Here is a 13,956-nt window from a genome sequence, read left to right as displayed (position 1 = left end):
TATGCGTTTTAGCCCGGTGACAAAATCGGCTGAGGTGTTCGTTAACCGCAAAATTATTCGTCACAACGGCGATCCGGTGCTGGCATGGGCGATATCCAATGTCGTGATGGAAACCGACGCTAACGCCAATATCAAACCGAACAAAAAGAAATCAGCGAATAAAATCGACCCTGCAATTGCATTCCTGATGAGTTTTGGCACATGGCAAGCCGAACATGAAGAGTTTGCTTTCAGCCTCAATGATGAACAGAAATGGAGACTGGATAATTTTGATGGAGTTTAGATAACTAATTGATGTTTTAATGCCTGCGCAGAATAGGAATTGATGAAATCAAGTGTCGGAAAGTTAGATATCACACCTTTATTTGGATTGGTCGTTACTCTATCTGATAGTCAACTATGAGCGGGAAGCGGACTTTAGCACTTATAGCTATGGCAAATTACCCGCTTCTCGCAATTTTTCAGACAGCCACAATTTTCTACTGTTTTTTTGTAGGCCATCTTATACATGTACCTTCAGGCAATCTCAGCTCATCCTCCATTGAGAAGCCCTTAGTAATTTCAGTCTTGATCTGTTTTTCTGAAATACCCCATTCCTCAGCCAACAGTACTTTTAATTTGTGGGGAGTAAATGCTCCGAAAGAAAGTCGCCAAAGGTTCCCTTGTGGGCTATCTTCCGTACTTAGAATATTTATTTCGTTTGCGGAAATACCTCGGACTGTAGGAGGATCGCTTTTCTTAACCTTTATATTAAGATTAATAGCTTCAGGCTCAAAGTTCGGAAGAAATGGAAGTTCGGTTTTATATGGTTCAAGCGCTCTTCGTATAAAGATTATACACGGTAAGAATCTTTTCATAGTTTGCATCTTTAGAAGGTGTGGTAGCATTTTGCTTTTAAGTTTTTCTCCACGAAATTCACCCTCTAAATCGAAATATACTTCGAAAAACATTCCATTTATTATATCGAACGCACGAGCATCTGGGATAGAAGAAAATTCTTTTCGAATGTTATTTATTATTTCTTTCGCTCTATTTTCCCCACCACAAGCACATTGATAAATATTACGCCCGAGAACAAAGGCATCATCTTCCGAAACAATATTCCAGTCTAATGACATTATTTTATCTATTGCTGGGCTCTGTATGTACCAATTATAGGATTTAAGATCTTTTACCAATTTTCCAATAGTACCTTTGGACTGGACAGGGTAGTCCACATCTGCTTTAACATTATCGGAATAAGAATGATGCCCTTCCAGTAAGACTCCAGACTTAGTTAGCTTGCGAACAATCAATTCCGCTAACTGTTCAGGAGTCTTCCTATTTAGGTCAATATAACCGGTGGTATCCAGCATACCAGGAACTTCAACAGATAAGTCAAACATTGCAGGAAGAATGTATTCGCTATTTTCTCTAAGCGCTCGTGTCTGGGCACTTTTTCGTTCGAGGTTTCCCCATGATTTTTTCACATAGAACTCTGAAACAAACAAGATAGTAAAGAGTGCTTGATCACGGTATACTTTTGTTAAATGCTCATATAGGTCTTTTCCCCATAGGTATTCCTCCTCGAAAAAATCATAGAAAACATCTACACCTGAAGCTTGGAGATGATTAGCCACGCTCTCAACATAAGCCCTATCCTCACCCGCAAAAGACAATGCAATATGGTATTTTTTCATAAGTGATCCATGATTCCTGTTTCGCTGTAACGATGTTTAAGGGATAGGTTTAAGTTCGTCTTGATTAAGCAAAGCAAGGAGCTTAAACCAACTGCTAGCTTTTGGCACTGAGCTAACTGTCATATTTTCTCAAACTCAGAGTAGCAAGAGTATCAGCTCTCATCTGAACAATATATAACGCAAAAAGTTAAGCGTTTATACTGGTTCGCTTATTGAGAACGATAAACCAATCAGTTAAAGTAGCCCCGCCATTGGCAAAATCCAGTGGTCAGGGTTTCGCAGCCTTGTAAACATACCCCACTGGTAGGAAATTTCTACCAGTGTGTCTGCTATCGCCTATTCAATGGCGGTTCTGATAGGGGAGGTTTCGGCCTCGCCGGATGGGTATGTTCCGGTACTGCGAACCCTGTCTGAATCGCCACCATCAATTTTCTCAATTTATGGAAGGGGTAGCAGGAATGAATAATGTTAAAAATGACTGGCATCAAGCCGATATCATCGCTGCACTGCGTAAACGTGGTACAACTTTAGCGGCTGTTTCTCGTGAATCTGGCCTCAGTTCATCTACACTGGCAAATACTCTCAGCAGACCTTGGCCAAAAGGCGAATGGATTATTGCTAACTATCTCGAAATACACCCATCTGAAATCTGGCCCAGCCGTTATTTTGATTCGTATGGTGAATTGATTGAACGCAAGGTTCGGGATAAATCATAAAAAATAATCAGCTCCATTTAAAAATCATCGGGAAGATAGCCGTAACGGGGTATCTTCTCACTAGCAGTAACATTCGTAATTATTACTTCAATAGCTTGGAACGTTAAATGTACTGACCACGTTTTACTGATCACTCATTCACTCTCATTCTTTCTTTTCTTTTGCCTTGTTTTTATCTTATGCTTTGTTTATAGATTTGTTCAGTGTTCTATGTATAAACAATTATATAAACAAACAAGAACAAACTCGTTAATAAATGAGGTTTATTTATTCAATATCAATCATTTGTGTTTAAATTACGAGTATAGACTATATATAATTACTCAAGGTTGTTTTCATGGCGTATACTGATGCGCTATTTCGTTCTTGTTTAGTGGATTGATGTACTACATGGCTGGAAGAAAACCAACTAACAACAGTATGGCTGAACCAAAAGATCGCCAAGTGGAAGGGCTGAAACTTCCACCACACTCTTTGGAAGCAGAGCAATCCGTGTTGGGCGGTTTGATGCTGGATAATGAACGTTGGGATAACGTATCCGAGCGTGTTACCAGCAATGATTTTTTCAGCCGCCCACATCGGCGCATTTTTTCTGAAATGCAGCGTTTGCTTGAAACAGGCAAACCTATTGACTTGATTACATTATCAGAATCCCTGGAGTTGAATGGGGAGCTGGATAATGTCGGTGGTTTTGGCTATCTGGCAGAATTGTCAAAAAATACGCCAAGTGCCGCAAATATCAATGCTTATGCAGATATTGTCCGTGAACGTGCTGTTGTTCGCGATATGATTGCAGTTGCTAATGAAATCGCCGATGCAGGATATGACCCACAAGGCCGAACCAGTGAAGAATTGTTGGATTTGGCTGAATCTCGTGTATTCCAGATAGCAGAAACCCGGGCAAGTAAAGATGAAGGCCCGAAAGGCATTGAACAAATCCTTGAAGAAACCGTTGAACGCATTGAGCAGCTTTATCAGCGCCCACATGATGGCGTAACAGGAGTTTCCACGGGCTATCAGGATCTGGATAAGAAAACGGCGGGTCTGCAGAAATCAGACTTGATCATCGTTGCTGCACGTCCTTCGATGGGTAAAACAACCTTTGCGATGAACTTGTGTGAAAATGCAGCGATGATGCAGGATAAACCGGTTCTGATTTTCAGTCTGGAGATGCCCGGTAATCAGATCATGATGCGTATGCTGGCATCGCTTTCCCGTGTAGATCAGACGCGTATTCGAACGGGTCAGCTTGATGATGAGGACTGGGCCCGAATTTCCAGCACCATGGGGATTTTGCTGGAAAAACGCAATATGTATATTGATGATTCATCCGGCCTGACTCCTACTGAAGTGCGCTCCCGCGCAAGAAGAGTTTTCCGCGAACATGGCGGGCTTAGCATGATCATGATCGACTACCTGCAGTTAATGCGAGTGCCGTCCCTCTCCGATAACCGAACACTGGAAATTGCAGAAATATCCCGTTCCCTCAAAGCATTGGCGAAAGAATTACAGGTGCCGGTTGTGGCCCTTTCTCAGCTTAACCGTAGTCTGGAGCAGCGTGCTGATAAGCGTCCGGTGAACTCTGACCTGCGTGAATCAGGCTCTATCGAGCAGGATGCTGACTTAATCATGTTTATCTATCGTGATGAGGTATATCACGATAACAGTGAACTAAAAGGTGTAGCGGAAATTATCCTTGGTAAGCAACGTAACGGCCCAATTGGTACGGTAAGGCTGACATTCAACGGTCAATGGTCGCGATTTGATAACTATGCTGGGCCAAGCTATAGCGATGAATAACCCAGTTCAAAAATAAGCCTATTTATCCAAACCAATTGATTGGAAGAAAGTATAAAAAAGGGGAAAAAATGAAAGCGGCAACTGCTGTTATCGACCGCCGCGCTCTGCGACACAACCTGCAACAGGTTCGGGTGAAAGCTCCGGGCAGTAAAATTATTGCAGTTGTGAAAGCAAACGCCTATGGACATGGTTTATTGGAAACTGCGTATACGATGGAAAGTGCAGATTGTTTTGGTGTTGCACGAATAGGGGAAGCTCTGGCTTTGCGCAGTGGTGGGGTTATCAAACCCATTCTGCTACTGGAAGGTTTTTTGGGGGCATCTGACTTACCTATTTTGGTTGTCAATCATATTGAAACCGTAGTGCACAGTATTGAACAGCTGGAAGCACTGGAACAAGCTGATTTACCTCACCCAATTAAAGTATGGATGAAATTGGATACGGGTATGCATCGTCTTGGCGTTCGTATTGATGAAGCAGAAGATTTTTACCAACGTTTGAGCCGTTGCCGTAATATTGAACAGCCTGTGAATATTATTAGCCACTTTAGTCAGGCAGATGAACCTCTGGTGGATACTACCTATCAGCAAATTGAGCAATTTAAGTTATTTGTTGCAGATAAGGCGGGTGAAAAATCCATTTCAGCATCAGGCGGAATTCTGTTGTGGCCACAGGCCCATCTGGACTGGGTTCGTCCCGGTATTATGATGTATGGTGCATCACCGATGGCGGATAAGACCGCGGATGATTTCAGCTTAATGCCCGCAATGACATTGAAATCCAGTTTAATCGCTGTACGTAAACACAAAGCAGGTGAAGCGGTAGGTTACGGCGGTACTTGGGTCAGTGAACGTGATACCTATTTAGGTGTTGTAGCTATCGGATATGGTGATGGTTACCCCCGTAGTGCATTATCGGGCACACCGGTATTTATTAATGGACGTAAAGTCTCCCTTGTTGGGCGGGTATCCATGGATATGATCACGGTAGATTTAGGACCGGACTGTCAGGATAAAGTGGGTGATGATGTTATCCTCTGGGGTAAAGTCCTGCCAGTGGAAAAAGTAGCTGAATATACAGGGATTAGTGCCTATGAACTCATCACAAAATTAACTTCACGTGTTGCGATGGAATATCTGGACGAATAATCGGGTTCAGTTATATTGTCTGTTACCGTGTCTTTAATATCATTTAGGTAATAGAGGTATAACATAGTGTTCCAGAATGTTGATGCTTACGCAGGTGATCCTATTCTTTCGTTGTCGGAAGAGTTTAAAAAAGATCCCCGTCCAGAAAAGGTTAACCTGAGCATTGGGCTTTATTACGATGAGCAGGGTATAACTCCCCAATTGCAGGCTGTTGCAACCGCAGAAGAACAAATAAGTACTCTGCCACAGTCTGCTTCTCTTTATCTTCCAATGGAAGGTTTAATGGCTTACCGGCAGGCAGTTCAGGAATTATTATTCGGTAAAGATCATTTAATGTTGCAGCAAAGTCGCATTGCAACTATCCAGACAGTCGGCGGATCAGGGGCACTGAAAGTCGGTGCTGACTTTTTACATCGTTATTTCCCTGATTCTGAAGTGTGGTGCAGTGATCCTACATGGGAAAACCATGCTTCAATATTCTCTGGGGCAGGGATAAAAGTAAATTATTACCCTTATTTTGATGATAAAACCAAAGGGGTAAAATTTGATGAAATGCTGGCAACGTTCCGGCAATTACCAGCAAAAAGTATTATCCTGATGCACCCTTGTTGCCATAATCCAACGGGTTCTGATCTGACTAATGACCAATGGGATCAGGTCATTCAGGTAGTTAAAGAGCAAAAGTTAATTCCATTTCTTGATATCGCTTATCAGGGGTTTGCTGAAGGTATTGAAGAAGATGTTTATGCAATTAGGGCGATGGCGAGTGCTGAACTACCTTGCTTTGTCAGTAATTCATTCTCAAAAATATTTTCCTTATATGGCGAGCGCGTTGGTGGCTTATCGGTTATTTGCGACGATAAAGAAACGAAAGAATGTGTCTTGGGGCAGCTAAAAGCCTGCGTACGTCGTATTTATTCCAGTCCGCCTAATTTTGGCGGTCAGGTTGTGGCGAGAGTATTAGCTGATCCATTACTGAGGGAACAGTGGCTGAGAGAAGTTGAACAGATGCGTTTGCGTATTCGGGAAATGCGCACTGTGCTGGTATCTGCATTGAAAGAAGCATTACCGGAGAAAAACTTTGATCATTTGCTTAAACAGCGTGGCATGTTCAGTTATACCGGATTTAGCACTGAACAGGTTGTTCGTCTGCGTGAAGAATTTGCTGTTTATCTGATTGAATCCGGCCGGGTTTGTATGGCAGGTGTGAATCATCATAATGTACAACGTGTTGTTGAAGCATTTGTGGCTGTGAGTCGTTAAGCATTCACTATACACAATGGATTTCAAGATGCGTCGCGGCGGCAAGAGAGTAAATCCCCGGGAGCATAGATAACCGTATGTTTATAAAAACGGTGACTGGGGTGAGAGAGCGCAGCCAACAAAGAGGCGACTTGAAAGACGAAGTGTATATACCCAATAGATATCGAGTTGCACCGTAGCTAACTAGAGAGGCAACTTGAAATATGATATGTATAGTCCCTTGTTCTGGTATTGAATAAGGGATTTTTGCTGATGTTATAGATATCACTAATTAAAATGGTAATAATAGATTTTTATCTGTTATTTTATAATTACAAATTAATTATTGTGTTAATTTATAGTCACTTTCTATATAGTAGCGGACATATATGATATTTTTTACTCACTTCCATTAAATATATCTGAGTGTTATATCTGGTCTTTTAATTTAAAATATTCATCTGCCGGGAATAAAGAAAATGTAATGCTAACTCTTGAACTCTTTCAGTAAAGATTGAGATAAATATTAATCTGTAAAAGCGTAACTCGCTTTTATTGGGATAATTTAAAAGAGCTAAAGCATTATGGATATGCAATCAAGAAAGTACGGTAGAACGTTTCATTATCCGTTTTCTCCGGGCACAACCAGTGATGATCGTATTAATCATGATTGGTGGCAGGATATACACAACATTACTCATCTTATTCACACCGAAAAGTTAGATGGTGAAAATAACTGTCTGAATCAGCACGGTGTTTTTGCGCGTTCTCATGCTGCACCAACACAATCTGCATGGACACAACAAATCCGTCAGCGTTGGCAATTAATGAAGGGCGATCTCGGTAATATCGAGATTTTTGGCGAGAACCTGTATGCGATCCATTCTATTGAATACCGGCATCTCGAAGAATACTTCTTTGTTTTTGCTGTGCGTATGAAAGATATGTGGCTGAGTTGGGAAGAAGTAAAATTTTACGCTGATTTATTTGATTTTCCCACTATTCCGGAAATTGTTATTCCTGACACACGGAACGAATCTGCATTTATTGACAATATTCTTCAAACAGCAAAACAAGAAAGTTATTTCTCTTCATGGGATACAAAAACAAAACGGCCTTGCTCAATGGAAGGGATCGTCAGCCGTAATACAGGTGAATATTCAGTGACTGATTTTTCACACAATGTCTTTAAATATGTACGTAAAAATCATGTGAAAACTGATATTCACTGGAAGCGACACTGGCAACGGGCACCTCTCTACTTTGAATATATGAATGGAGAGAGATAATGAACTGGTCATTCAGTGAAAATAAAACATGGCATTATTTATCTGACACATTTTCTTTTATCGCAGATATGAGTGGCGTTCAGCAGGATCCTATTCATCATGCAGAAGGTGATGTTGCCACTCATACACAAATGGTATTGTCTGCGCTGGAGCAACTGCCTGAATATCAGGCACTGGAGAAAGAAGAGCAGGAAATTCTCTGGGTGTCGGCTTTACTGCATGATGTGGAAAAGCGAAGTACTACGCGGATGGATTGGGATGGGCGAATTATTTCCCCCGGTCATGCCCGTAAAGGTGAATTAACTGTCAGGCAGATTTTGTTCCAACAAGTAGCGACACCATTTGCGATACGTGAACAAGTGGCTGCTTTGGTTCGTTTTCATGGCTTGCCATTATGGCTGATGGAGAAACCTGAGCCTCAGAAAGCACTACTGGCAGCGTCACTGCGTGTTGATACTTATCTATTAGCTTTGTTGGCAAAAGCTGATGTTTTAGGACGAGAGTGTCATGATGCGCAGGAGCTGCTGGAACGCATAGATCTGTTTGAACTTTATTGTCGTGAACAGAATTGTTGGCGTAATGCACGGCAATTTCCTTCGTCAGAAGCCCATTTTCATTATTTTTCTACAGAAAGTGAACAGCCGGATTACCAGCCTTACGATAATTATGGCAGCCAGGTCATTCTATTATGTGGATTGCCGGGCATGGGAAAGGATCATTTTATCCGACAATATTATTCAGACAGAGCTGTCATTAGTCTGGATGCAATTCGCCGTCAGCATCAAATAAGTCCGGAAGATAAAAATGCTACTGGTTGGGTTGTGCAACAGGCGAAAAAGCAGGCCAGAGAAAAATTGCGTAACCAGCAGGACTTTATCTGGAATGCGACGAATCTAACAGTGCAAATACGTCAGCAACTTATCAAGTTATTTGTCAGTTACAACGCGAGAGTTAAGATTGTTTATATCGAACAGGGGTATAAACAGTGGCGGCAGCAAAATAACCATCGCCAATATGTCGTTCCGGATAAAGTGATGGACAGGATGCTTTCCAAGCTGGAAGTACCTACTCCTGAAGAAGCACATGAAGTTTGTTATTTTATCAATGGATTATCAATATCGGGATAAGTTGTTGCTGAGTTCCCTTTGGTAGAATAGGAGAAGGCTAAGTGCATCAGCCTTCTTTTTTCTATAACGATAACAAACAGTTATTTCTGTAATAACTGATAAAATGTCGGGTTATCATCACATTGCCCGCTACCGCATTCCAGAATGGTAGAAACCAGATTCGCGGCGATTAAAAGAGCAAATAACCCCATAGCAAGTTTGCCAAGTATATGCGGTGAAGATTTTACCGGATCATGGTTACCTGCTTTCAAAGGCATAATGACAGCAATAGCGATAATAGTAAGAATGGACATAACCGCTGCCCAAGTATAGAAGTGCAACCCAAGGAAAGTGGAACCATATCCTGTATCTCCCGGCAGGATATGCAAAGAAACCTGACGCATGGCAACAAAGCCGGTTACGATACAGCCTATTAGAGAGAAGCTGTAGTGAGCGTTTTTGACACCGAAATAAATATTAAATAGAAAGCCAAAGCCGATCATAATGATGCCTGCACGTTGTAACAGACATAATGGGCAAGGAAGTTCAAAACGTGCCAGCTGATAATAAAAAGCGACAATTAAAATGACACTGATGCCAAACAAACCAAGAATATTCAAGGTAATAGATGGATTGAGGTTGCGAGATGCTGACATAGAATTACTCATTACGGCCTCCGGTTAAAAAGAAAGATTCAGTGCATCAGTAGCATGATATTTAAACCAAAATACCGTGATGATTAATAAGGCAAACCAAAGTGCATAAGTGAGTTTTTTCTTGCCAGCCACGACAGTGATAATAATAACTAGCGCAATCAAAAATGGTAAAAACATATACATATTTAATCTCCATTATAAGTTCATAGAATATGTTATATCATTATGGAATAATTGCACATCTAATATGATTACTCATATCTGTTAAATGCAATGATGAAGTCAATGTAAGAATAGTTCACTGATATAATTAAGTTTATTATTATTCTAAATACATAGATCAAGGTATCTGAGGTATTAGAAAATATTAACTTAAAAAAAACCTCCCACAGAGGAGAGGTTTTTTATTGGTTGTCATTTTGAATATAATATTAATTATTATTAAGTATTCCTTTCAGGAAACGTGCAGTATGAGAGTTTTTGCACTTCGCAACTTCTTCTGGAGTTCCTGCTACTAATATTTCACCACCACCGCTGCCGCCTTCCGGGCCAAGGTCGACAATCCAGTCTGAAGTTTTAATCACATCCAGATTATGTTCGATAACAACAATGGTATTTCCCTGATCCCGTAGTTGATGCAGGACAGCCAGTAACTGTTGAATATCGGCAAAGTGTAATCCGGTTGTTGGTTCATCAAGAATATAGAGTGTCTGGCCTGTACCCCGTTTGGATAATTCGCGTGCTAATTTAACCCGCTGGGCTTCACCACCTGAAAGGGTAGTAGCGGATTGCCCAAGCCGGATATAGGAGAGACCGACATCTATCAGTGTTTGTAATTTACGGGCAAGGGCTGGGACTGCATCGAAAAACTCACGTGCTTCTTCGATAGTCATATTCAGCACTTCATTAATATTCTTGCCCTTGTATTTAATTTCCAGTGTTTCACGGTTATAGCGCTTCCCTTTACAATGATCACAGGGAACATAAATATCAGGCAGGAAATGCATTTCAACCTTAATGACCCCGTCACCCTGACAGGCCTCACAGCGCCCACCTTTGACATTGAAACTAAAACGCCCCGGAGTATAGCCACGAGTACGGGATTCAGGCACACCGGCAAACAATTCTCTTACTGGAGTAAATACCCCGGTATAAGTGGCCGGGTTTGAGCGGGGTGTTCTGCCGATAGGGCTTTGGTCAATATCAATGACTTTGTCGAAATGTTCCAGACCCTGAATATCTACATAAGGCGCTGGATTGATGTTGGTAGCACCGTTTAACTGGCGTTGTGCAATTGGGAATAACGTATCGTTGATCAATGTCGATTTACCGGAGCCTGAAACCCCAGTGATACATGTAAACAGGCCAACGGGCAGGTTTAATGTCACTTTTTTCAGATTATTGCCTTTTGCGCCAATCAATTTCAGCATTTTGTCAGGGTCAGCTGCGATACGCTGTTCCGGGATGGCAATCTTACGCTCACCACTCAGGAATTTTCCTGTGAGAGATTCCTTACTTGCCATAATGTTATCGATAGAACCTTCAGCAACAACTTCACCGCCATGTACACCCGCTCCCGGCCCGATATCAATGATATGATCGGCGGCACGGATGGCATCTTCATCATGCTCAACGACAATAACGGTATTACCCAGATTACGCAGATGCAGCAACGTCTCCAGTAAGCGCTCATTATCACGCTGGTGGAGGCCAATCGAAGGCTCATCCAGCACATACATCACACCAACCAGACCGGCACCAATCTGGCTTGCCAGACGGATACGCTGAGCTTCACCACCGGAAAGAGTTTCAGCTGAGCGGGAAAGAGTCAGATAATTCAGGCCAACATTGACCAGAAATTTCAGGCGATCACCGATCTCCTTCAGCACTTTCTCGGCAATCTTTGCGCGCTGGCCACTTAACTTGATGTTCTGGAAAAACTCCATCGCATGGCCGATGCTGAAATCAGAGATCTGTGGCAGGGTTGTATTTTCAATAAAGACAAAACGCGCTTCTTTGCGTAGCCGGGTGCCTTCACACGAAATACAGGAGCGATTACTGATATATTTGGCTAACTCTTCCCGTACAGCAGAAGATTCGGTCTCTTTATAGCGGCGCTCCATATTGTGCAGAACACCTTCAAACGGGTGCTTGCGGACAGTGATATCGCCACGATCATTGGTATATCTGAACTCGATGGTTTCTTTTCCTGAGCCATATAAAACGGCTTTTTTAATGGAAGCATTTAATTCATCAAACGGTGTTTCTATATCAAATTTGTAATGATCTGCCAGCGATTTCAGCATCTGAAAGTAATAAAAATTGCGGCGATCCCATCCACGGATTGCTCCACCGGCGAGGGAAATACCGCCATTTTGTACAACACGATCAGGATCGAAGAATTGCTGGACACCTAAACCATCACAAGTCGAACAGGCTCCGGCGGGGTTGTTGAAAGAAAACAGGCGTGGCTCCAGTTCGCTCATGCTGTAGCCACACATTGGGCAAGCGAAATTGGCGGAGAAGATAAGTTCTTCAGCTTTCTCATCATCCATATTGGCAATAACCGCCGTACCGCCAGAAAGCTCTAATGCTGTCTCGAACGATTCAGCCAGACGCTGAACTAAATCAGGGCGTACTTTAAAACGGTCGACGACGACTTCAATCGTGTGTTTTTTCTGTAATTCCAGTTTGGGAGGATCGGAAAGGTCACACACTTCACCATCAATACGGGCACGGATATAACCTTGTGCTGCAAGATTATCCAACAGCTTGGAATGTTCCCCTTTACGCTCTTTAACCACGGGGGCAAGTAACATCAGGCGTTGCCCTTCCGGCAGCATCAGGACATTATCGACCATCTGGCTGATTGTTTGTGCAGCCAGCGGAATATCATGTTCAGGACAGCGAGGCTCACCGACGCGGGCAAACAGCAGACGGAGATAATCGTGAATTTCGGTAATTGTACCGACAGTTGAACGCGGGTTATGGGAAGTTGATTTCTGTTCAATGGAAATGGCAGGAGACAGGCCTTCAATGTGGTCGACATCCGGTTTTTCCATCAGTGATAAAAACTGGCGGGCATATGCAGAGAGAGACTCTACATAGCGACGCTGACCTTCCGCATACAGTGTATCGAAAGCCAGAGAAGACTTACCGGAGCCAGACAACCCTGTGATGACTATCAGCTTGTCACGGGGGATTACCAGATTGATATTCTTGAGATTATGGGTGCGGGCGCCCCGAACTTCGATGTTATCCATTTACCATTACCCAGATTATATTGATCGTGCTCAACAAATAAACGCGGTATTATTGCACAAACCCTGCTGAATGGATATACAGTATTTAACAGGATTTATGCGTAACCATTACAGTGTATATCAAGCAATTTCGATTGCTATATAGGCCGTTTTGAGGAACCAAGTAATGGTTAAAAAAATGCAAAGGGTATATACCCTTTGAATTTCAGTCTGATAAGCGATAGCAAAGGAATGAACATAGGCATCGAATGTGACTGAGGGAAGTGAGCGCACCTAATCTAATTCAAGAAGTTGCTTGAAAGATAAGTGGAATAAAGTACGATGCGCTTCGCAAAGAATTAAGATAAGCGGTTTTTATTTAAAGTTAAGCCTCGCATGATAAACTACGTTGCTTATAATTACAGAAGTCCGTTTTTAGCAAAAAATCATTTCATCAGGAGTATTCCGAATGGCCAGCAGAGGCGTAAACAAAGTTATTTTAGTGGGTAATTTGGGGCAGGATCCGGAAGTTCGCTATATGCCGAACGGCGGTGCAGTTGCCAACATTACTCTGGCCACGTCCGAGAGCTGGCGTGATAAGCAAACCGGTGAGATGAGAGAGAAGACCGAATGGCACCGTGTGGTCATGTTCGGCAAACTGGCAGAAGTAGCTGGTGAATACCTGCGTAAAGGTTCTCAGGTTTACATCGAAGGCGCGTTGCAGACCCGTAAATGGCAGGATCAAAGTGGTCAGGATCGTTACACCACTGAAGTCGTGGTTAACCCAATTGGCGGCACGATGCAGATGCTAGGCGGCCGTGGTGGCGCATCACAGGATGCTCCGGCACAAGGCGGCTGGGGTCAGCCACAGCAGCCACAGGCATCTCAGCAGTTCAGTGGCGGCGGTGCGCCATCATCTCGTCCGGCCCAGTCTCCGGCTCCACAGAGCAATGAGCCACCAATGGATTTTGATGATGATATCCCGTTCTAAGGGATACCATAGAGCACTTCTATAAAGAAGAGTATTTAATACCCCGTTTTTTACGGGGTTTTTTATCGTTGTTCAGAAAATATATTA

12 protein-coding genes are annotated in these 13,956 nt (G+C 42.6%); 8 read left to right on the top strand and 4 right to left on the bottom strand.

What is annotated here, in order from left to right; all coding sequences use genetic code 11:
• The coding region (locus AACX38_RS14795) for a terminase TerL endonuclease subunit (protein ID WP_228864809.1) at window positions 1–283 on the top strand (283 nt) is incomplete at its 5' end.
• A gap of 196 nt (window positions 284–479) precedes the next feature.
• Here the strand turns inward: AACX38_RS14795 and AACX38_RS14790 are convergent.
• Window positions 480–1,679 (bottom strand): toll/interleukin-1 receptor domain-containing protein, encoded by a 1,200-nt coding sequence (locus tag AACX38_RS14790; protein ID WP_228864808.1) that lies wholly within the window; start codon window positions 1,677–1,679, stop codon window positions 480–482.
• 458 nt (window positions 1,680–2,137) lie between these two features.
• Here AACX38_RS14790 and AACX38_RS14785 point away from each other — a divergent pair, with 458 nt between their 5' ends.
• The 6 genes from AACX38_RS14785 to AACX38_RS14760 all read left to right on the top strand — a co-directional run bounded on the left by AACX38_RS14785 (window position 2,138) and on the right by AACX38_RS14760 (window position 9,001).
• The gene (locus AACX38_RS14785; RefSeq protein WP_099110566.1) at window positions 2,138–2,395 is read left to right on the top strand and encodes a helix-turn-helix domain-containing protein; all 258 of its coding nucleotides are present in this window, start codon (window positions 2,138–2,140) and stop codon (window positions 2,393–2,395) included.
• Between the two features lie 390 nt (window positions 2,396–2,785).
• On the top strand, window positions 2,786–4,195 hold the full coding sequence (gene dnaB / locus AACX38_RS14780) for a replicative DNA helicase (protein ID WP_099123525.1): 1,410 nt from the start codon (window positions 2,786–2,788) through the stop codon (window positions 4,193–4,195).
• 68 nt (window positions 4,196–4,263) lie between these two features.
• Complete coding sequence (gene alr / locus AACX38_RS14775; RefSeq protein WP_099110426.1) at window positions 4,264–5,343, top strand: alanine racemase; 1,080 nt, start codon at window positions 4,264–4,266, stop codon at window positions 5,341–5,343.
• 66 nt (window positions 5,344–5,409) lie between these two features.
• Complete coding sequence (locus AACX38_RS14770; RefSeq protein ID WP_228864807.1) at window positions 5,410–6,606, top strand: amino acid aminotransferase; 1,197 nt, start codon at window positions 5,410–5,412, stop codon at window positions 6,604–6,606.
• Between the two features lie 563 nt (window positions 6,607–7,169).
• A complete protein-coding gene (locus AACX38_RS14765; RefSeq protein ID WP_228864806.1) occupies window positions 7,170–7,874 on the top strand; it encodes an RNA ligase family protein in 705 nt (234 codons plus the stop codon).
• The gene (locus AACX38_RS14760) at window positions 7,874–9,001 is read left to right on the top strand and encodes an AAA family ATPase (RefSeq protein WP_228864805.1); all 1,128 of its coding nucleotides are present in this window, start codon (window positions 7,874–7,876) and stop codon (window positions 8,999–9,001) included. The genes AACX38_RS14765 and AACX38_RS14760 overlap by 1 nt, the downstream gene beginning before the upstream one ends.
• A gap of 80 nt (window positions 9,002–9,081) precedes the next feature.
• On the opposite strand, the gene AACX38_RS14755 is transcribed toward AACX38_RS14760, so the two are convergent.
• From AACX38_RS14755 to uvrA, 3 genes are all read right to left on the bottom strand, one after another.
• On the bottom strand, window positions 9,082–9,648 hold the full coding sequence (locus AACX38_RS14755) for a disulfide bond formation protein B (protein WP_228864804.1): 567 nt from the start codon (window positions 9,646–9,648) through the stop codon (window positions 9,082–9,084).
• A 12-nt stretch (window positions 9,649–9,660) separates the two neighbouring features.
• Window positions 9,661–9,819 (bottom strand): DUF5993 family protein, encoded by a 159-nt coding sequence (locus tag AACX38_RS14750; RefSeq protein WP_169926676.1) that lies wholly within the window; start codon window positions 9,817–9,819, stop codon window positions 9,661–9,663.
• Between the two features lie 248 nt (window positions 9,820–10,067).
• The gene (gene uvrA, locus AACX38_RS14745) at window positions 10,068–12,899 is read right to left on the bottom strand and encodes an excinuclease ABC subunit UvrA (RefSeq protein ID WP_228864803.1); all 2,832 of its coding nucleotides are present in this window, start codon (window positions 12,897–12,899) and stop codon (window positions 10,068–10,070) included.
• A 448-nt stretch (window positions 12,900–13,347) separates the two neighbouring features.
• On the opposite strand from uvrA, the gene ssb1 reads away from it, so the two are divergent.
• Complete coding sequence (ssb1, locus tag AACX38_RS14740) at window positions 13,348–13,869, top strand: single-stranded DNA-binding protein SSB1 (RefSeq protein WP_099123536.1); 522 nt, start codon at window positions 13,348–13,350, stop codon at window positions 13,867–13,869.
• The last annotated feature ends 87 nt before the right edge of the window (window positions 13,870–13,956 follow it).

Source organism: Xenorhabdus sp. PB30.3 (genome assembly GCF_963895965.1).
Taxonomy (GTDB): Bacteria; Pseudomonadota; Gammaproteobacteria; order Enterobacterales; family Enterobacteriaceae; genus Xenorhabdus; species Xenorhabdus stockiae.
The sequence above is the reverse complement of the archived record's forward strand: the minus strand, read 5'-3'. Positions and strand labels throughout refer to the sequence as shown.

Bases quoted from the DNA above. Each gene is read 5' to 3' on its own strand.
- AACX38_RS14790 (WP_228864808.1), bottom strand. From the start codon at position 1,679: ATGAAAAAATACCATATTGCATTGTCTTTTGCGGGTGAGGATAGGGCT.
- AACX38_RS14785 (WP_099110566.1), top strand. From the start codon at position 2,138: ATGAATAATGTTAAAAATGACTGGCATCAAGCCGATATCATCGCTGCA.
- dnaB (WP_099123525.1), top strand. From the start codon at position 2,786: ATGGCTGGAAGAAAACCAACTAACAACAGTATGGCTGAACCAAAAGAT.
- alr (WP_099110426.1), top strand. From the start codon at position 4,264: ATGAAAGCGGCAACTGCTGTTATCGACCGCCGCGCTCTGCGACACAAC.
- AACX38_RS14765 (WP_228864806.1), top strand. From the start codon at position 7,170: ATGGATATGCAATCAAGAAAGTACGGTAGAACGTTTCATTATCCGTTT.
- AACX38_RS14760 (WP_228864805.1), top strand. From the start codon at position 7,874: ATGAACTGGTCATTCAGTGAAAATAAAACATGGCATTATTTATCTGAC.
- AACX38_RS14755 (WP_228864804.1), bottom strand. From the start codon at position 9,648: ATGAGTAATTCTATGTCAGCATCTCGCAACCTCAATCCATCTATTACC.
- AACX38_RS14750 (WP_169926676.1), bottom strand. From the start codon at position 9,819: ATGTATATGTTTTTACCATTTTTGATTGCGCTAGTTATTATTATCACT.
- uvrA (WP_228864803.1), bottom strand. From the start codon at position 12,899: ATGGATAACATCGAAGTTCGGGGCGCCCGCACCCATAATCTCAAGAAT.
- ssb1 (WP_099123536.1), top strand. From the start codon at position 13,348: ATGGCCAGCAGAGGCGTAAACAAAGTTATTTTAGTGGGTAATTTGGGG.